General features: G+C 62.8%; 21 protein-coding genes and 1 tRNA gene. 2 read left to right on the top strand and 20 right to left on the bottom strand.

The window, feature by feature from the left end:
* Nucleotides 1–230 precede the first annotated feature (230 nt).
* Nucleotides 231–1,166: an outer membrane protein gene (locus OGR47_RS16405; protein ID WP_165055040.1), complete on the top strand. Its 936-nt coding sequence runs from the start codon at nucleotides 231–233 to the stop codon at nucleotides 1,164–1,166.
* Between the two features lie 584 nt (nucleotides 1,167–1,750).
* The gene (locus OGR47_RS16410; RefSeq protein WP_165055038.1) at nucleotides 1,751–3,007 is read left to right on the top strand and encodes a sensor histidine kinase; all 1,257 of its coding nucleotides are present in this window, start codon (nucleotides 1,751–1,753) and stop codon (nucleotides 3,005–3,007) included.
* A 391-nt stretch (nucleotides 3,008–3,398) separates the two neighbouring features.
* On the opposite strand, the gene OGR47_RS16415 is transcribed toward OGR47_RS16410, so the two are convergent.
* The 20 genes from OGR47_RS16415 to rplF form a co-directional block, all read right to left on the bottom strand.
* Nucleotides 3,399–5,315, bottom strand: coding sequence for a putative bifunctional diguanylate cyclase/phosphodiesterase (locus tag OGR47_RS16415; protein WP_165055036.1), 1,917 nt, complete (start codon nucleotides 5,313–5,315; stop codon nucleotides 3,399–3,401).
* 372 nt (nucleotides 5,316–5,687) lie between these two features.
* Nucleotides 5,688–5,763: transfer RNA gene (locus OGR47_RS16420), tRNA-Thr, on the bottom strand.
* Nucleotides 5,764–5,869: 106 nt separating this feature from the next.
* Nucleotides 5,870–6,211 (bottom strand): LapA family protein, encoded by a 342-nt coding sequence (locus OGR47_RS16425; protein WP_165055034.1) that lies wholly within the window; start codon nucleotides 6,209–6,211, stop codon nucleotides 5,870–5,872.
* A gap of 107 nt (nucleotides 6,212–6,318) precedes the next feature.
* Nucleotides 6,319–6,609, bottom strand: a complete 291-nt coding sequence (ihfB, locus tag OGR47_RS16430) for an integration host factor subunit beta (protein ID WP_036285063.1) — start codon at nucleotides 6,607–6,609, stop codon at nucleotides 6,319–6,321.
* Nucleotides 6,610–6,657: 48 nt separating this feature from the next.
* Complete coding sequence (gene sppA / locus OGR47_RS16435; RefSeq protein ID WP_165055032.1) at nucleotides 6,658–7,629, bottom strand: signal peptide peptidase SppA; 972 nt, start codon at nucleotides 7,627–7,629, stop codon at nucleotides 6,658–6,660.
* A 95-nt stretch (nucleotides 7,630–7,724) separates the two neighbouring features.
* Nucleotides 7,725–8,045 (bottom strand): divalent-cation tolerance protein CutA, encoded by a 321-nt coding sequence (cutA, locus tag OGR47_RS16440; RefSeq protein ID WP_165055030.1) that lies wholly within the window; start codon nucleotides 8,043–8,045, stop codon nucleotides 7,725–7,727.
* Nucleotide 8,046: 1 nt separating this feature from the next.
* Nucleotides 8,047–9,504, bottom strand: coding sequence for a DegQ family serine endoprotease (locus OGR47_RS16445; protein WP_165055156.1), 1,458 nt, complete (start codon nucleotides 9,502–9,504; stop codon nucleotides 8,047–8,049).
* A 98-nt stretch (nucleotides 9,505–9,602) separates the two neighbouring features.
* Nucleotides 9,603–10,031 (bottom strand): DUF4260 domain-containing protein, encoded by a 429-nt coding sequence (locus OGR47_RS16450; RefSeq protein ID WP_165055028.1) that lies wholly within the window; start codon nucleotides 10,029–10,031, stop codon nucleotides 9,603–9,605.
* Between the two features lie 4 nt (nucleotides 10,032–10,035).
* Nucleotides 10,036–10,449 carry a 50S ribosomal protein L17 gene (gene rplQ / locus OGR47_RS16455; RefSeq protein WP_165055026.1) on the bottom strand — a complete coding sequence of 138 codons (414 nt, stop codon included), beginning with the start codon at nucleotides 10,447–10,449 and terminating at the stop codon, nucleotides 10,036–10,038.
* A gap of 168 nt (nucleotides 10,450–10,617) precedes the next feature.
* Nucleotides 10,618–11,637 (bottom strand): DNA-directed RNA polymerase subunit alpha, encoded by a 1,020-nt coding sequence (locus tag OGR47_RS16460; RefSeq protein ID WP_165055024.1) that lies wholly within the window; start codon nucleotides 11,635–11,637, stop codon nucleotides 10,618–10,620.
* A 101-nt stretch (nucleotides 11,638–11,738) separates the two neighbouring features.
* Nucleotides 11,739–12,128 (bottom strand): 30S ribosomal protein S11, encoded by a 390-nt coding sequence (gene rpsK, locus OGR47_RS16465; RefSeq protein WP_014890740.1) that lies wholly within the window; start codon nucleotides 12,126–12,128, stop codon nucleotides 11,739–11,741.
* Between the two features lie 123 nt (nucleotides 12,129–12,251).
* Nucleotides 12,252–12,620 (bottom strand): 30S ribosomal protein S13, encoded by a 369-nt coding sequence (gene rpsM / locus OGR47_RS16470; protein ID WP_165055022.1) that lies wholly within the window; start codon nucleotides 12,618–12,620, stop codon nucleotides 12,252–12,254.
* Nucleotides 12,621–12,846: 226 nt separating this feature from the next.
* Nucleotides 12,847–14,142 carry an Hsp70 family protein gene (locus OGR47_RS16475; protein WP_165055020.1) on the bottom strand — a complete coding sequence of 432 codons (1,296 nt, stop codon included), beginning with the start codon at nucleotides 14,140–14,142 and terminating at the stop codon, nucleotides 12,847–12,849.
* Between the two features lie 87 nt (nucleotides 14,143–14,229).
* The gene (locus tag OGR47_RS16480; protein WP_165055018.1) at nucleotides 14,230–14,811 is read right to left on the bottom strand and encodes an adenylate kinase; all 582 of its coding nucleotides are present in this window, start codon (nucleotides 14,809–14,811) and stop codon (nucleotides 14,230–14,232) included.
* Nucleotides 14,808–16,142, bottom strand: a complete 1,335-nt coding sequence (gene secY / locus OGR47_RS16485) for a preprotein translocase subunit SecY (RefSeq protein WP_165055017.1) — start codon at nucleotides 16,140–16,142, stop codon at nucleotides 14,808–14,810. The genes OGR47_RS16480 and secY overlap by 4 nt, the downstream gene beginning before the upstream one ends.
* A 151-nt stretch (nucleotides 16,143–16,293) precedes the next feature.
* Complete coding sequence (gene rplO / locus OGR47_RS16490; RefSeq protein ID WP_165055015.1) at nucleotides 16,294–16,770, bottom strand: 50S ribosomal protein L15; 477 nt, start codon at nucleotides 16,768–16,770, stop codon at nucleotides 16,294–16,296.
* A 10-nt stretch (nucleotides 16,771–16,780) separates the two neighbouring features.
* On the bottom strand, nucleotides 16,781–16,972 hold the full coding sequence (gene rpmD / locus OGR47_RS16495; protein WP_165055013.1) for a 50S ribosomal protein L30: 192 nt from the start codon (nucleotides 16,970–16,972) through the stop codon (nucleotides 16,781–16,783).
* A gap of 14 nt (nucleotides 16,973–16,986) precedes the next feature.
* On the bottom strand, nucleotides 16,987–17,559 hold the full coding sequence (rpsE, locus tag OGR47_RS16500) for a 30S ribosomal protein S5 (protein WP_165055011.1): 573 nt from the start codon (nucleotides 17,557–17,559) through the stop codon (nucleotides 16,987–16,989).
* Nucleotides 17,560–17,658: 99 nt separating this feature from the next.
* Nucleotides 17,659–18,021, bottom strand: a complete 363-nt coding sequence (gene rplR / locus OGR47_RS16505) for a 50S ribosomal protein L18 (RefSeq protein WP_165055009.1) — start codon at nucleotides 18,019–18,021, stop codon at nucleotides 17,659–17,661.
* Nucleotides 18,022–18,033: 12 nt separating this feature from the next.
* Entirely contained in the window at nucleotides 18,034–18,567 is a 534-nt protein-coding gene (rplF, locus tag OGR47_RS16510; protein WP_165055007.1) for a 50S ribosomal protein L6, read from the bottom strand.
* Nucleotides 18,568–18,575: the final 8 nt, after the last annotated feature.

Consider the following 18,575-nt stretch of genomic DNA (forward strand, 5'->3'; position numbering starts at 1 on the left):
TCGGCGAATCGGCGACTGACAGGGCCCGCTTATGACGAAAGGGCCCGACCCGGCTGGACCTAGGAAGGGCCGCTTTCAGCGGGCGTCCAGTGTCAATTTATGTTGCACAAGTACCGCAGCGACCGCGAATGTCGACCGGTTTGACCAAGAGCAAGGACTTTTTGAGTTATTGGCTGTTTCGTTTGTGTTAGGCCGATTTACCGTCGCCTGCAAATTGGGATCAAAGACAAATGCAGAAAATTGCTCTTTCGGCTCTTGCCCTGACGATGACCGTCGGGTCGGCGCTCGCCGCCGACCTCCCCTCGCGCAAAGGCCCGCCGCTCCTTCCGCCGCCGCCCCCGCCGCCGCTGTGGACGGGCTTCTACGTCGGCCTGAACGCTGGCGGCACCTGGTCCAACAGCAATACTATTTCTTATGCGTCTTTCCCGGGCGCGTGTAATCCCGGGTTCCCCGGCTGCGCCGCTGTTCCGAACTCCAGCCAGCTCCTGGCCGCGGTTTCTTCCGGCAATCTCAACTCTGGAAACCAGGGCGGCTTCATCGGCGGCGGCCAGGTTGGCTACAACTGGCAGTTCTACAACAGCTTCCTGGTCGGCATCGAAGCCGACATTCAGGGCATCGCCTCGTCGCGCCGCAACACGACCTCGTCGGCCGCGCTCCAGAACCCGAACTTCGTCAATCTGCTGGTCCAGACGACCTCCGTGTCGCGTTCGCTCGATTACATCGGAACGGTGCGCGGTCGTCTCGGCTGGTTGGCCACGCCGACCCTGTTGGTTTATGGCACGGGCGGCCTTGCTTACGGCGGCGTCAGCCTGAACTACGGCTCCGTCGGCACGGAACTCCGGGATCCGAGTCTGCCGAACAGCTATTTCTCCGGCGCGGCGTTCTCGGATACGCGCGTCGGCTGGACGGCTGGCGGCGGCGTCGAATGGATGTTCTGGCCGAACTGGTCCGCCAAGGTCGAGTATCTCTACTATGATCTGGGCCGCGTCACTGTGGCCGCTAGCCCGCTGATCAATGTCGGCGGCCCGACGTCGGCCGTTCCCGGCGGCACTTACAGCTCCGCCTTCCCGCAGGTCACGACCCGCTTCAACGGCAACATCGTCCGCGCGGGCCTGAATTACCACTTCAACTGGGGCGCCCCCGCTCCGGTCGTGGCGAAATACTGAGCGAACAACTCCAGTTTCTTGTTCGTGAAGTAAGAGATGGCCCGGCTAACGCCGGGCCTTTTCTTTTTGCGGCTCCTATGCCGCCAGACGGCCAAATCCGCTGTCCCTGCCCCCGGTCGACGACCCCACCCTGGACTGGTCGACAAACCCGCTCGCCACCTCTGCGACGAATCTCACCGCCGCCCCAGCCACGCCATGCGCTCTGTGGCCGTGGAATGCGCGCGCGCAGCGCGTAGGAGCGCCCCTGCGTAAGACCGCCCGAAAGCCGGTCGGATGTGGTTCGGCCTGGGATATCGGGCCCGGAAGACGCCTCCCTCCCGAGCTGTAAGCCGGACTTCCGGTTCATCTGCTCGCCCAAAACGGAAAGGGCGAGCGACAACCAGATGAAAATTCAGCGTTAGTCCATCGAGAACACGAACTTGCGTGTCCGGATCAGCGTTTTGCCTCCATTCAGAGTGATGACGGAGGCCGCCTAGAAGTCGAACGCGGGGAATCGGTCGAGCGGCGCTGCCGCCAACCTGAAGAGGGCTTCGGATTTGGATCGATGTTCTGAACGGTTGCGAGCGGAGCAACTATCGGCGCTTATGCGCCATTTCCCGGTAGTTATGCTCGCCAACGTCTGCAACGCGTTCGTCTTCGCGATCGCAAGCTGGGGCACTGAGAAATTTCTTCTGGCCCTCGGGTGGGCGACTCTCATCTGGTCGATCGTAAGCGTCATGGTTCTGCGGCAATGGATGCGGCGCGCAGCGGCAAGGGGCGTTGCGCGCCGCCGCCGGGGCGTGCGACGGCTGCTGCTCTATGCACTCGCGCTCGGCTCGGCCTGGGCCGCGCTCCCCTTGCTGTTTTTCGGCGACGCGAGTCTCGGCGGCAAGCTTCTGATTACGTGCTTGAGCTCCGGGATGCTCGGTGGCGGCGTCTTCGTGATGGCCAGCTTGCCGGTCGCGGCGATCGCCTTCTCGGGCCCGATCGCGATTGGAGCCCTCATTGCACTGCTCCAAGTCGGCGATCGCGATCATGTCCTGATGGCGGTCGTTCTCGCCGTTTATTCGACCATTCTCTTTCTCGGTTCGTTCAACTACGCCAAAGAGCTGAGGACCCTGGTCGCGACGCAGATCGCCGCCGAGGAGAAGGCGAGCGCGAGCGCAAAAAACCTGGGCGCTCTCGCTGAAATGGCGGCAGGACTGGCCCATGAAATCAGCCAGCCGCTCGCTGCGGCGGCTGCCTATATCCAGTCGGCGGAGCGTCTTTTGCTGGTCCCAGCGGAGAAGAGGCCTGTTCCAATCGCGCAACCGCTACGAGACGCTGCTACGCAACTGGAAAACGTTCACCAGATTATCGTCCACTTGCGAGACTCGATCACAAACCGCAAAGCTGAGAGAAAGCCCTTGCACTTGCACGAGACGATCCAGGACGTGATCCAAGCCAATCGCAGACGGCAGGAAAACGCCGGCATCCGAATCGACGCAAATCTCAAGGCTGCCGATGATCTTGTCCTGGCCAACCCCGTGGAGATGCGACAGATCTTCACCAATCTCATCAGCAATGCGTTCGACGCCATGGAATCGAGCCCCGAGCGCGCGCTCGCCATATCCTCCCGAGCGACCAGCGATAATGCGATTCGCATCGACTTCGCGGACACAGGCGTCGGGATTTCCCCCGCGATCAAGACAAAGCTATTCGAGCCCTTGATGACGACGAAGTCCCGAGGGCTGGGCGTCGGGCTCTCGATCACGCGCTCGATCGTCGAGGAGCATGAAGGGCAAATATGGGCCGAGCCTAATCCTGGCGGGGGAGCTGTTTTTACTGTGGTGCTGCCCGTCGAAAAGGCGCCGGCCAGTTAAAGCCGCTGAGGCGGGCATATCCAAGCGGCGCTCCGCAAGCCGCAGTTGGTTGCAGCGCCCGCCGGAGCCATTCCGGATGCTTTGTTCGCCTCGGAGCCGTTGGGGCCCCGGAAGCAGGCTTCGGAAAAGTTCGGCAGGCGCGACAATATGATAGGTGCATGACAGCTAGGCCGACCGCAACGCGACAAATCATCTCATTCGTCGAACTACGTACGGCGATCGCAGTTTCATCCTCGAGGCAGCGGGGGTGAAGCGGACACTCGCGCTGCCATGGCAGGGAAGACCAGCCGCGCCAAAGCCGCTTGCCTCGTCGTTGACGAATAGCCAAAGCCGGCGACGCAAGTAGAATTTAGATTCAGCCAGCTGTCTCCGAGGCCGCCAAAGTATTACATCAGGCGGCCACGTCCCTGCTTCGTTCGGTCAGCAGATCTCTTATCTCATCGATTGGTTTTGGTTCGCTATACCGGAACCCTTGCAAGCACTGACAACCGGCCAACCGCAACATGTTCGCTTGTTCTTCCGTCTCGACCCCCTCGGCCGTTACCGCCATGTCCAATCCATTTGCCATGTAGACCGCGCCGGCGACGAGCACGCCGGCTCTTTTGTCGGTCGCGATCTGACCGGCGAGAGACTTGTCGATCTTGATCCTGTCGAACCCATATCGTTGCAGGTAGGAGATGCTCGTGTAGCCGGTGCCGAAGTCGTCCAAGGCGATCGAAATGCCCATGCCTTTGAGCGATGAGATCACCGCCATGGCGCGCTCTGGGTGATCGATCAGATAGCCCTCGGTCAGTTCGAACTCGAGGCGCTCCGCGGGAAAATCTGTTTCGGCGAGAACGGCGGCGATCTTCGCTTCGAAGTCGGGATCGCGGAACTGCGCCGGGGAAACATTGACGCTGAGCTTTACTTTGGCCTCGAGAATGTCCCGGCAGGCCCGCCGCAGAACTAAAAGGCCCAGGGGATTGATCAAGCCGCTCGCCTCGGCGACGGAAATGAACTGATCGGGACCGATGGGACCGGCCAGACGGCGCGGCCATCGCAACAGCGCCTCGACGGAGACGATCTCTTTCCTGTCGGCGTCGACGATCGGCTGATAGAAGACGTCGAATTGTCCTTCGATCAGTCCTTGCCGGATTTGTGCTTCGAGTTCCTGCTGTCTCTGACGTGCTGCGTCGAGTGCGGCAGAGTAGACCCTTACGTCTGCTTTGCCATTTGCTTTCACGTCGTACATGGCCGCATCGGCCCGACGAAACAATTCCCTGGCGTCACACGCGCCTTGCGCGGCGCAGGCGATGCCGACGCTGGCCCCGATTTGGATGGCGCGCTCTCTGATCCGGATCGGCTCATTGAGGCTCGACACGACACGCGCCGCGAACATATCCGCCTGTTCCGCCGCGTCGCTGCCCGAAATCAGCCCCGCAAACTCGTCGCCGCCGAGGCGCGCCAGCACAGCGCCTTCAGGCAGCAAGCTCTGGAATTCACGCGCGACGATCTTGATCACCTTGTCGCCCGTTTCGTGACCGTAGGTGTCGTTGACGTCTTTGAAGCCGTCCAGATCGACGAATATCACCGCGGTCTGCGTATTCGCTTTCCCGGTTGCCTGATGTATCGCCTCGAGTTGCGACATGAGCGCTCGACGGTTCGGCAATCCGCTCAACGCGTCGAGATTGGCGAGTCGAAGATTCTCTTCGCTGAGACGCTGTGTCTCTTCCTGCTTTTCGAGCAGGGAGCGGCGCGACGAGACGAGATTGGCGAAATCGCGATTGTAGATCATCAGGATCACGATCATGCCAAGGGAAACGAGCGCAAGATTGATCGCGGCCGATCTGAAATGCCCTTGTTCGGCGAAGAAAAAGTAGATGCTAAATGGCGCGATGCCGAACAATGTCAGGCTGAAAACGGCGGATCGAAGATGCATCAGGCAGAAAGCGCCGCTGATCAGCGACAGGCCGAGGAAAAACACGATCTGACCCTGGGCGTAAGCGTCGCCATAAGGGAAAAGCGCTATTCCCCACGCGATGAACGTCATCGAGGATATGAAAGCGAACTTGTTGGTGCGTTGCATATAACGGATGACGACGTCGTCGGAGACGGCGGAGCGGCCGATGCGCCACCAAGCAACGCCGCGTCCGAGACCCGCGATACACAAGGCAAGCGGCAAGTAAACGGAAATCCACGGATGACCGAACTTCGCGAATGTAAACACGACTGCGAGCGTGTTGATCGCAAGGATAAGATAAAGCAAAGGTATTTGCTTGGCGAAAGCATGGAACTGCGCGCGCACAAGCTCGATATCATCGGTCGGCACTTGGAAGAGCCGAACAAATTTAGCGGCAATTTCTCTTCCCAAGGCCTTCGTTCCTCGTATCCAAGCCCGGCGGGCTGGAGGCGTGCGACGCCAAATGGCCGAACATTACGAAGATCGCGTGCATAAGTTATTAACTGAAAAGGATTTGAAGCTGGGCCGTTTGGGGATAGCGAACGCCGAGGGCCGGCACCTTGGCGTCAACCGAGCCTGATCTCGAGCCCGGGAGGAAGGCAACGGCATCGTCGTCGGCTCACGCTATTGGCGCGCGGACCGGGGTACATCCTCGGGTGCATGGGTTTTCGGCTCGAACCCTATGGGCGCAAACCGATTGGTTGCCCTGTTGTCTTCAGGGGACTTGTGGGCGGTGAGTTATGGTGCCGCAAGAGGGATTCGAACCCCCGACCCCATCATTACGAATGATGTGCTCTACCAGCTGAGCTATTGCGGCATGCGCGGCTCTTGGCGCGCGGATTTCTCATATCGGCGTGCGGCCAGTTTTTCAAGCGTCTTGGCCGCAAGATTTTGTGGGGCGCGTCTCCGGCTCGGTTGAACCGTCAACGCTTGGCCCCCTTGGACTCGGCAGGCAATTCTGCAAGCGCCTGTTGGCGAAGCTTCTCGATCTCGAGCCTCGTCTTCTTGGCTTCGGCGCGGGCGACCTTGGCCGCGCGGCGCACGGGCAAATGGCCTAGCCAGGACGAGACGCCGCCCGCCAGCACGCCGATCGCAATCGCGGCGAGGACCACGAGATACATCGGCGCTTCGACAGAGAGCGCCTCGGCCGGATTGGCCGAGAAAGGATCGAGCCCGATCTTCACCATCGCGCGATTCGCCATGGAGAAGAACAGGATGACCAGCGCCAGAGGAACGAAGACAAGTATTCGCAGGACAGATTTCATGGCCCCTCCTAACGTCGACCGCGCACCGGCTGTTTTCGGCAGCGCATCGGCCGCGGGAGCCCGGCGTCATGATTGCGCCGCACCCCATCAAAGCGCAGCGAATGGCGTCAGCCCTGGTAATTCTCGTTCAGGCGCTCGCGCATCTCCTTGCCCGTCTTGAAGAAGGGCACGGATTTTTCCTGCACGGAGACTTGCGCGCCCGTGCGCGGGTTTCGGCCAGTGCGCGCGTCCCGCTTCTTGACGGAGAAAGCGCCAAAGCCGCGTAGCTCGACACGGTCGCCGCGCGCCAGAGCCGCTGTGATCTCATCGAGGATCGTGCTGACAATCGTCTCCACGTCACGCTGATAGAGATGACCGTTGCGGCGTGCAATTCGCTGAATAAGCTCCGACTTGATCATGTGAATCTACTGTCCTGTTCTGATGAAAAACCGCCCTGCGATTGGGCGTCAGCGCGCGTCGAAACCCTGCCAAATCGCCAGAAGACCGTCAAGACTCGCGCTCCTCTCGGCGCTCGAGGCCTGCTCCAGAATCTCGGCGAAGGAAGCGAGACCCGCGACCCTCGCGAGCGCAGCCGCGCTGTCCACGAGCCCTAAACGTTCGATGCTCGATTTCTTCTTCCAGTCCCGGACCGGCAGGTCCTTGGCGATGTTCTTGTTGGTCTCGAGCCAGGCGACCGCCTCGCGTTCGCCGCCGATAACGTCCACGAGCTTGAGCGGCACGCCCTGACGCGCTGTGAAAACCCGGCCGTCTGCGACCTTGGCGAGCTCGGCGTCGTCGAGACGCCGCCGCTCCTTCACCAGATCCTTGAACCAAGCGTAGGAGTCCGTGACGAGACTGGCGATGGCCGCCTTCGCCGCCTCGCTTGTGGGTTCGTAGCCGTTCGGCGAGGCTTTCAGGGGTGAGGACTTCACCTCCTCGACCTTCACGCCGACGGAATCCAAAAGCTTGTAGAAATTGGGGTACTGAAACAGGACGCCGACCGAGCCGACGAGCGAGTTGCTCTCCGCGACGATTGTGTCGGTGGCGAGCGCCGCAATATAAGCGCCGGACGCGGCAACCGTGCCGACGACCGCGACGACAGGCTTCTTTTCACCCAGGCGGCGCAGCTCGTTGTAGAGCTTCTCGGCCCCCGTCGTCGTGCCGCCGGGACTATCGATCGTGAGCAGCACCGCCTTCGCCTGATTCGATTGCCCGATCTTTTTGATGAGGTCGATCGTGTCCTTGTCGCCCGTGATCATGCCCTGCAGGGACAGACGGGCAATGTGGGGCGTGAGCTTGTCAGGCGAATCGGCGCCCGTCAGTCGCGCCACGGCGATGAGCGCGGCGATAGCCGCCGCGGCGATGGCCGCCATGCGCCACCAACCGAGTTTTCGCCGCAGCCGTCGGCGGTCGAGCAGATAATCCGTAGTCGCCGTCATTCTTGGCTCCTGGCAGCGCTGTGCTTTGGCGCAGTAGGTAAGCTCGGCGGCGCAGTTTGCAAAGCCCGCGCCGCAATGGGTGAAACGTCGTTTCGTCAGTCGCGCTGAGTCGACTCGCGCAGCCAGGCGGCGTAGGCGGGCTCTACATCGGCCACGTCGATGCGGATGATCTCCGGCGTCGCGTAGCTATGAAGGCGACGCACCAAAGCGACGAGCTCGGCGTAGTCTTGCGTCCGGTGCTTCATCTCGAGCCGGAACTCCGCCTCCTCCCGGCTTTCGCCTTCCCAGACATAGAGGCTGGAGATTTGGGTGATCTGCACGCAGGCGGCGAGCTTTTCGGCGAGAGCGGCTTGCGCCAAAGCGCGCGCCTTCTCCTGCGAATCGATCGTCGTCACAAGCATCGAAACGCCACTCATCCTAGCCGCCGACGACGGTGGTGAAGACCTGCCCGCCGCGCGCCAGCGTGATCTTCCAGTAATAAGCGCGGTTAGACGCCACCTTTTCGAGATCGCGCGTCGTGTCGATCTTCTGATCGTTGACGGCGAGCACGATGTCGCCGCGCTGCAGATTCAGCTGCTGGGCCAAGGAGCCGTCGTCGATCTCGGACACGACGACGCCATTCGTGGCGCCCTGCACCGACATTTCCTCGATGACCGCCGGAGAAATATTGACCACTGTCGCGCCGGTGAAAGGCGATTGGCCCTTGAGCTTGACGCTGTCACGCGCCGGCGTCTCGGGCGCTGGGGTCAGGCGCATTTGCGCGACGATCTTTTTGCCGCCGCGGAGCACGCCGAGCGTGACCTGCCCGCCGACCGGCTTGGTGCCGAGACGATAGCCGACGGCCTCGGGGTCGTCCGCCGTTTGACCATCGACCGACACGATGACGTCGCCGCGCTTCAGCCCGGCGTCGGCCGCCGGCCCCTTGGGATCCATGTCGGCAAGCAGCGCGCCGGTCGGGCGATCCAGTCCCAACCCTTCGGCGATCTCCTGGGAAATGCTTTGCAGCGTCGCCCCCAGCCAGGGACGCTTGACCATCTTGCCGCCGCCCTTGGCCGCGAGCAGCACGCTTTTGACCATATTGACCGGGATCGCAAAGCCGATGCCGATCGAGCCGCCGGACTTCGAGAAGATCGCCGAATTGATGCCGACGACGCGGGCGTTCATGTCGACAAGCGGACCGCCCGAATTGCCGGGATTGATGGCTGCGTCCGTCTGGATGAAGAAGCCATAGTCGGAAATGCCGACATGGGTGCGCGCCAGCGCTGAGACGATGCCCTGCGTGACAGTCTGGCCGACGCCGAAGGGATTGCCAATCGCGAGCGCCAGATCGCCGACCTCGAGCGCGTCGGAATCGCCAAGCTCCATGGTCGGGAAGTTGGCCCCCTCCGTGAGCTTCAGCACGGCGAGGTCGGTTCGGGGATCGCGCAGCAGGATTTTGGCGGGGATCTCGCGCTTGTCGGCGAGCGCGACCTTCACGTCTGTCATGCCTTCGATGACGTGATTATTGGTCACGACAAGCCCGGCAGGATCGACGATGACGCCGGAGCCGAGCGACTGCGCCGTATTGGAGCGGCCCGGCATGCCGCCCCCCTCGCCGAAGAAGCGGCGGAAGATCGGGTCGTCGAGGAAGGGATTGGCCGGCATGCGCTCGACACGCGAGGCGAAGACGTTGACGACCGCCGGCTGGGCCTTTTTGACGACCGGGGCGAAGGAAAGCGTGATCTCCGCGCGGCTTTTCGGAACGACGCTTCCCTCGACCACGGGCGTCTGCGCAACCGCCGTCGCGGGCTCCGCTGCGCGTTCAATATAGGCCGCGTTGACGCCGGCCGCGCAGGCAAGGGCTGCAAAAATAAGGTGGCGCAGATCGAGGCGCATCAGCCGCTCCGGCAAGAGAATCGAACGGAGCCGTATATAAGCATGAATTCTGGCGGCCGCGAGGATGCGCGGCATGGACCGCGCGCCTTTGGGCGCGCTTACAGGCGAGCCTGAAGGCTCGCGGTCCGAGACGCCGCCCGACCAACGGGACCAAGATGCGTCGCGGAGAAGTTTACGCCATATTTGAGCCCGAAGCCCAGCAGCCGATCGAAGCCGATATGGGCCAAGTGGATCGCCGCGAGCTGCATCAGCAACGGCTGTCCCGTCGCCGCCCCCAAGGCGCCATAGGCGAGCGGGCCGATCGTCGTATGGGCGATGTTGTATAGGATCGCCCCTGGGCGCGGCCCGGCGAGATAAGCGAAAAGCGAAAGGTCGGGCGCGAGGAAGAGAAGCGCGAAACGCCCCCAATCGCCGCCAGCCTGCGCATAATAAAAAAGGGCGGCCGCCATAAGCGCCGCCCCTTCGAGTCTCAGCAGAAGCTTCGGCGCGCCGGAAACGAAACCCGATTCCGCGCCGATTGCTTTCATGGCTTTACTCCGCCTCGTCTTCGCCAGGAACCTGGCCGGAGTCCTGGCCCCGCGCGTTGACGTCGCGGTCGACGAATTCGATGACGGCCATCGGCGCATTGTCGCCATAGCGGAAGCCCGCCTTCAGGACACGGGTATAGCCGCCGTTACGCTCCTTGTAGCGCGGGCCGAGCACGTCGAAGAGCTTCGCGACGAGCTTGACGTCCTTGATCTGGGCGATCGCCTGACGGCGGGCGTGCAGATCGCCGCGCTTGCCGAGCGTCACAAGCTTTTCGACCACCGGGCGGAGATCCTTCGCCTTCGGAAGGGTGGTGATGATCAGCTCATGCTTGATGAGCGCCTGCGCCATATTCGCGAACATGGCCTTGCGGTGCTCATGGGTGCGGCCGAACCGGCGCTTCTTGTGACCGTGATACATTTGGCTCTCCGTTGGTTATGCGGCCGCCGTGCCAAGGTACGGCCGTCTCCTTATTTCCCTCTCCCGCTTTCGGGAGAGGGCAGCCCCTGCATTAGCAGGGGTGAGGGCCCTCATCCGTCGTCACTTCGTGGCGACAGCTTCTCCCGCTCGCGGGAGAAGGGAGGAAACTCAATAATGCTCCTCGAACCGCTTGGCGAGATCGTCGATGTTCTCCGGCGGCCAGCCGGGGACTTCCATGCCCAGATGCAAGCCCATCTGTGCGAGGACTTCCTTGATCTCGTTCAAGGACTTGCGGCCGAAGTTCGGGGTCCGGAGCATTTCCGCCTCGGACTTCTGGATGAGGTCGCCGATATAAACGATATTGTCGTTCTTCAGGCAGTTCGCCGAGCGCACCGAGAGCTCCAGCTCGTCGACCTTCTTCAGCAGAGCCGGGTTGAAGGCGAGCTGCGGGATCGACGGGGCGGCCTCTTCGCGGCGCGGCTCCTCGAAATTGACGAAGACGTTGAGCTGATCCTGTAGGATGCGCGCCGAAAAGGCGAGCGCGTCTTCCGGCGTGATCGCGCCATTCGTCTCGATGGTCAGCGTCAGCTTGTCATAGTCGAGCACCTGGCCTTCGCGGGTGTTCTCGACGCGATAGCTGACCTTCTTCACCGGCGAGTAGAGGCTGTCGACCGGAATGAGCCCGATCGGCGCGTCCTCGGCGCGGTTGCGGTCGGCCGGGACATAACCCTTGCCAGTCGAAATGGTGAATTCGACGCGGAACTCAGCGCCCTCGTCGAGCGTGCAAATGACGAGGTCGGGGTTGAGAACCTGAACGTCGCCAGTCGCCTGAATGTCGCCGGCGGTGACGATGCCCGGGCCCGTCTTCTTGAGCGTGAGGCGCTTCAGGCCCTCGCCCTGATATTTGACGGCGATGTCCTTGATGTTGAGGACGATGTCGGTGATGTCCTCGCGCACGCCGGGAATCGACGAGAATTCGTGGAGCACCCCGTCAATGTGAATCGAGGTGATCGCCGCGCCCTGCAGCGACGAGAGAAGAATGCGGCGCAGGGCGTTGCCGAGCGTCACGCCGAAGCCCCGCTCCAGCGGCTCGGCGACGGCTGTCGCCACGCGGCGCGGATCGTCGCCGGGCGTAACGTCGAGCTTGTTCGGCTTGATGAGTTCCTGCCAGTTCTTCTGGATGCTCACTGGGGCGCCTTTCCTTGAAGCTCCTGAACGCGGCTCCGGCGGGAGGAGCCGGGGCCGCGCGAAATATGCTCGATTGAAAGCAGGCTTCTATTGCCGCAGCGTCAGACGCGGCGGCGCTTGCGCGGGCGGCAGCCGTTGTGCGGGATCGGCGTCACGTCGCGGATCGAGGTGACGGTGAAGCCCGCCGCCTGCAACGCGCGCAGCGCCGATTCACGGCCCGAACCGGGGCCCGAGACCTCGACTTCGAGCGTGCGCACGCCATGCTCGCCGGCCTTGCGGGCGGCGTCCTCGGCGGCCATTTGCGCGGCGTAGGGGGTCGATTTGCGCGAGCCCTTGAAGCCCATCGAGCCGGCCGACGACCACGACACAGTATTGCCCTGAGCGTCGGTGATGGTGATCATAGTGTTGTTGAACGTCGAGTTCACATGCGCGACGCCGGAGACGATGTTCTTGCGCTCACGGCGACGAACGCGGGTAGTGTCCTTGGCCATTTAACTCTTGCCTTTCGATATCGACGCCGCCGTAACGCCAGCGGCTCCACCTTCGGTGCGGTCGACGATGAACTCGGCAGTGCGACGAGCGCGACTACCGAACCCTGATGAGCGACTGCCCGATTACTTCTTCTTGCCGGCGATCGGCTTCGCCTTGCCCTTGCGGGTGCGGGCGTTGGTATGGGTGCGCTGGCCGCGAACCGGCAGCTGGCGGCGGTGACGCAGGCCGCGGTAGCAGCCGAGATCCATCAGGCGCTTGATGTTGATGGCAACTTCACGACGCAGATCGCCCTCGACGAGATAATCGCGGTCGATCGTCTCGCGGATCTGCAGGACTTCCGCGTCGGTGAGCTGGGCCACGCGGCGCTCGGCCGGGATGTTGACCTTCTCGCAGATTTCCTCGGCCTTCTTGGCGCCGATGCCGTGAATATACTGAAGCGCGATAACGACGCGCTTGTTGGTCGGGATGTTGACGCCTGCGATACGTGCCACGATTTTCTCCATTTTCGGGCGACAGCCATGCGGCGCCGCCGAAGGGACCCCGCGTCCGGTGGAGGCCGGCCCTTGCGGGTGATTCGGATTGTCCGAAACGCAAAAACGGAAGCCCTCCGGAGAGAACTTCCCTCGAATTTTCGTCGGAAGTCAGGCGATAGCCAGCGATCGTGCGCGAGTCAAGCAAAACCAGCAAGGGAGACGCGATTTTCTTCCCTCGGGGGACTCAAGCGCTGCGACGCAAACCATCAGACCCGAATTTTCGCCGCGCGTCCAGCCCCAAGCCGAGACCGACGGCGCCGAACATGTCGCCTTCGACGATTTTGGCCGATGGCGTCTGGCCGGTGACGGCCGCGCGCACGGCGGGAATCGCAGTAGAGCCGCCGGTGAGGAAGACCGCGTCGATGCGCTCGCCAGACAGACCCGAGGCGACGAGGGTTTCCTTCAGCGTGCGAGACAGGGAGCCCAGTTGATCGGCGATCGCTTGATGGAGCAGTTCAGCGGTGGCCTCGATTGAAAAATCACGTTGGACTTCTGCAAGATCGATCAAAGCGGAGTCCGCTCCCGAAAGCTCGATCTTGGCATGCTCGACCGACAGCGCGATCGAGTGGCCGCGGCGCGTTTCGATCACCTCCGCAAGACGCTCGATCTTCTCGGGCGAGAGCGAATAGCGCTCCATTTCCTCGAGCTCCCGGGAAACCTTGGGCGTATAGAGGAGATTGATCCGGTGCCAGGTGGCGAGATCGACGAAAAAGGCGTTTGGGGCAGGCAACACCTTGTCGCCGAAAGGCAGGCGCATCTCGCTCCCGAGGCCCAGATGCGGCATGACGGACTTCAAACTGAACAAGCGATCGATATCCGTGCCGCCGATATGCACGCCCTTATTGGCGAGAACGTCCCCTGCCCTGTCCGCGCGCAGACGCGCCTGGGGCGAAACGCGCACGACCGAAAAATCGGACGTGCCGCCGCCGATGTCGGCGATCAGCGCATATTGCTCCTCCCGCACGCTCTGCTCATAGGCGAGCGCCGCGGCGATGGGCTCATACTGGAAAGCGATGTCACGGAAACCCCGAGCCCGCGCGATTTCCTCGAGCGCATCCTGCGCTCGGCGGTCGGCGGCGGGATCGTTGTCGACGAAATGCACAGGGCGGCCGAGCACGACCTCGGTCACGTCGTCGCAAGCAACGGCGTCGGCGGCGTCTTTCAACCTGCCGACGATGAGCCCGATAATGTCTTTGAACGTATATGCCTTGGTCTTGATGCGGGTCGTCTCGTCCATTAGCGCCGTGCCCAGCACAGACTTGAGGCTTCTCATCAAGCGGCCCTCGACGCCGTCGACATAAGCCTTGATCGCCGCGCGGCCAAAGATGGGCGAACCGTCCGAAAAATCGAAAAAGATCGAGCTCGGCAATGTGCGGCTCTCCCCTTCGAGCCGCGCGAGCTCCATTCCCTGCGCCCCCTCGACGGCGACGGTCGAATTGGACGTGCCGAAGTCGAGGCCGCAAAATGACTTTGCTTCCATCCGTGAAGTTTCCGGGTTTGTCAGGAGGGACAAAAAGCATCGGCCCGGCAGAGCCGGGCCGATGTCTTATTTCTTGAGGCTTTTCTATCAGGCGGCGAGTGATCTGTCGATCGCCGCCGTGACCTCGTCGATCGGCAACATGCCGTCGATCCGCTTCAGCTCTCCGCGTCCGGCGTAATGCGCCGAGACCGGAGCCGTCTGAGCCCGATATGTGTTGAGCCGCGTCTTGAAGCTTTCCGGATTGTCGTCGGCGCGAACCGGTTTGCCGGCCGCGAGCGTCTCGTCAACGCGTTTGCGCATGCGATCGACGAGCGCATTCTCGTCCACGACGAGCTCGAGCACGGCGTCGAGCTTCAATCCCTTGCGGTCCAGCAGAGCGCGAAGCGCATCCGCCTGCGCGACAGTGCGCGGAAAGCCGTCGAGGATGAAGCCGTTGGCGCAGTCCGGCTCATCGATCCGTTGGTCGATGATGCCGATCACCACCTCGTCGGGAACGAGCTGGCCCGCGTCCATCAGCGCCTTGGCCTTCAAGCCGATCGGCGTTCCGGCCGCGACGGCGGCGCGCAGCATGTCGCCCGTCGAGAGCTGGGGCACGCCCAGCCTTGCGACGAGACGAGCGGACTGCGTTCCCTTGCCGGCGCCCGGAGGGCCGAGAAGGACGAGTCTCATTTACGACGCCCCTTGAGCTTGGTCTTGCGGATCAGCCCCTCATATTGCTGGGCCTGCATATGACCGTGGATTTGGGAGACCGTGTCCATGGTCACGCTCACGACGATGAGCAAAGAGGTGCCGCCGAAATAGAAGGGCAAATTCGCGTAAGCGATGAGACCTTCCGGCAGCAGGCAGATGATGGCGAGATAGGCAGCGCCCAGCACAGTGATGCGCATGAGCACGTCGTCGATGAACTTCGCCGTGCGATCGCCCGGACGAATGCCCGGAATGAAGCCGCCGTGCTTCTTGAGATTGTCCGCCGTCTCCGTCGGGTTGAAGACGATGGCCGTATAGAAGAACGCGAAGAAGACGATGAGGCCGACGTAGGCCAGCATATAGAGCGGACGCCCGTGGCCGAAATAGGCGGAGATCGTCGCGAAAATGCTGTCCGAGCCAGTCGACTGGTAGAAGTTCGCCACCGTCGTGGGCAGCAGCAGCAGCGATGACGCAAAGATCGGCGGAATGACGCCGGCCGTGTTGAGCTTCAACGGCAGGAATGACGTCTGGCCTTCATAGACGCGGTTGCCATGCTGGCGCTTGGGATAGGTGATCAGCAGGCGGCGCTGGGCGCGCTCCATGAAGACGATGAAGCCGATCACCAGGAAGGACATCGCAATGACGCCGAGGATGATGCCGGTCGAGATCGCGCCCTGGCGGCCGAGTTCGAGGGTCGACACGATCGCGGAAGGGAAGGCTGCGACGATACCCGCAAAGATGATGAGCGACGAGCCGTTGCCGATGCCACGCGAGGTGATCTGCTCGCCGAGCCACATCAGGAACATGGTGCCGCCGACCAGCGTCACGACCGTCGTAACGCGGAAGAAGAGGCCGGGCTCCGTCACGACGCCCTGCTGTCCTTCGAGGCCGATCGCCATGGCGTAGGCCTGGAAGGTGGCGAGCGCGACGGTGAGATAGCGGGTGTATTGGTTGAGAACCTTGCGCCCCTGCTCGCCCTCCTTCTTCAGCGATTCGAGCGACGGAAAGACCGAGGTCAGGAGCTGAATGATGATCGACGCCGAAATATACGGCATGATGTTGAGAGCGAAGATCGCGCGACGCTGCACGGCGCCGCCGGCGAACATGTTGAAAAGCTCCAGCATGCCCTTCGACTGACCGAAGAAGCTCTTCGCGAAGGCTTCCGGGTCGATGCCCGGCAGCGGCACATAGGTGCCGAGACGGTAAACAATCAGCGCGCCAAGCGTGAACAGGATGCGCTTCTTGAGTTCCTCGGATTTGCCGAAGGCGGAGAGATTGACGTTGGCCGCGAGCTGCTCGGCTGCCGATGCCATGGAGAAACTCCCCTTTGTCGCGCCGGTTCTTTTTGGCGCTTTTTTGTTTGTGAGCGCGGAGGCGGCGGCCGCCTATCGCGCGCGCGATTGGTGACGCTTCTATAAGGCAGAGCGGCCGCTCTTGCGAGAGCGGCCGCTTAAAAACATGGCTTTAGGCCGTCGCGGCGTCGCCCGAGAGGAGCTTCACCGATCCACCGGCACCCTCGATCGCCGCGATTGCGCCCTTGGAGGCGGCGGCGACTTCGAAGGCGAGCTTGGTCTTGATCTCGCCCTGGCCGAGGATCTTGACGCCGTCGCGCGCCTTGGCCACCAGGCCGGCTGCGATCAGCGCTTCAACCGTCACCGGCGTGCTCGCGTCGAGCTTACCGGCCTCGACCGCCTGCTGGATCCGCCCGACGTTGATTTCGTTGTAGTCCGTCGGGAACGGGTTATGGAAGCCGCGCTTCGGCAGGCGGCGATGCAACGGCATCTGACCGCCTTCGAAGCCCTTGATGGCGACGCCGGTGCGGGCCTTCTGGCCCTTGACGCCGCGTCCGCCGGTCTTGCCCTTGCCCGAGCCAATGCCGCGGCCAACGCGCATCCGGTTCTTGCTGGAGCCCGGATTGTCCGAGATTTCGTTGAGTTTCATTGCCGCGTCCTCACTTCTCGTCGACGATTTTGACGAGATGCGCCACCTTGGCGATCATGCCGCGCACAGCCGGGGTGTCTTCCAGCTGGCGCTTGCGGCCGATGCGGGTCAGGCCAAGGCCCAGAAGCGTCTTACGCTGACGCTCGGGACGGCCGATCGCGCTGCCCGTCTGCTCGACGGTGATCTGCTTGCCATTCGACATGTCGAGAGCCTCCCTTACGCGTCGACGGCGTCGGCGTCGACGCCCTGGCGGCGCGCCTGCAGCGCAGAGACCTTCAGCGAACGGCGCGCAGCCACGGAGCGCGGCGAGTCCTCGCGGCCAAGCGCGTCGAAGGTGGCGCGGATCATGTTGTAGGGGTTCGAGGAGCCCTGGCTCTTCGCCACCACGTCATGCATGCCGAGCGTCTCGAAGACGGCGCGCATCGGGCCGCCGGCGATGATGCCCGTGCCGGCCGGCGCGGCGCGCAGAATGACGCGGCCCGAACCATGGCGGCCGTACACGTCGTGATGCAGCGTGCGGCCTTCGCGCAGCGGAACGCGGATCAGCGCGCGCTTGGCGGCTTCCGTCGCCTTGCGGATCGCTTCCGGCACTTCGCGCGCCTTGCCGTGGCCATAGCCGACGCGGCCCTTCTGGTCGCCGACGACAACGAGAGCGGCGAAGCCGAAACGCCGGCCGCCCTTCACCACCTTCGCGACGCGATTGATGTGGACCAAGCGGTCCACGAATTCGCTGTCGCGCTCTTCTCTATCCCGGTCGCGACCGCGACCGCCTTCAGCTTCACGCGCCATTTTTTCTTCCGTCACTTACGCGGCTCTATGAACCGCTCGCTTCGTATCCGATCGCGCGATGCGCGCGACGTCCCCTCCCCGCGTGCGGGCAAAGGAAAATCAGAACTGCAGGCCGCCCTCGCGAGCGCCTTCGGCCAGCGCCTTCACGCGGCCGTGATACATATAAGCGCCGCGGTCGAACACGACTTCCGTGACGCCCTTCTCGGCGGCGCGCTCGGCGAGCAGCTTGCCCACGAATTTCGCGGCCTCGACATCTGCGCCGGTCTTCAGAGATTCGCGGTTCGCCTTCTCGATCGAGGAAGCGGCGACAACGGTCTGTCCCTTCTCGTCGTCGATGATCTGAGCATAGATCTGCTTCGACGAGCGGAACACGGAGAGACGCGGGCGGCCATAGGCGCGCTCGCGGATCGCCTTGCGGACACGCGCCTTGCGGCGCTGTTCGATGCTGACATCCTTGGCCATGGAGCCTGGTCCTTACTTCTTCTTGCCTTCCTTGCGGAAGATGAATTCGTTGGCGTATTTGACGCCCTTGCCCTTGTAGGGCTCGGGGCCGCGCAGCGCACGGATCTCGGCCGCGACCTGGCCGACCTGTTGCTTGTCCATGCCGCTGATCGTGATTTCCGTCGGCTTCGGCGTCAGGATGCTGATGCCGTTGGGAATCGGATAGTTCACGTCATGCGAATAGCCGAGCGCAAGCTGTAGCACCTTGCCCTGGACGGCCGCGCGATAACCGACGCCGGTGATTTCGAGCTTCTTCTCGAAGCCCGACGTCACGCCGACGATCAGGTTGTTGACGCGGGCGCGGGACGTGCCCCAAAGCGCGCGGGCGCGCTTGGTGTCGTTGCGCGGATCCACCTTGATGGCGTTGTCCTGATGCACGACGGTAACGTCGTCCGGCACCAGGAATTCGAGCTGGCCCTTCGAGCCCTTCACGGACACGAGCTGGCCGTCGACCTTGGCGGTGACGCCGGCCGGGACGACCACAGGCTTCTTGCCGATACGAGACATTGTTGCAA

It is taken from the genome of Methylocystis sp. MJC1, from assembly GCF_026427715.1.
Taxonomy (GTDB): Bacteria; Pseudomonadota; Alphaproteobacteria; order Rhizobiales; family Beijerinckiaceae; genus Methylocystis.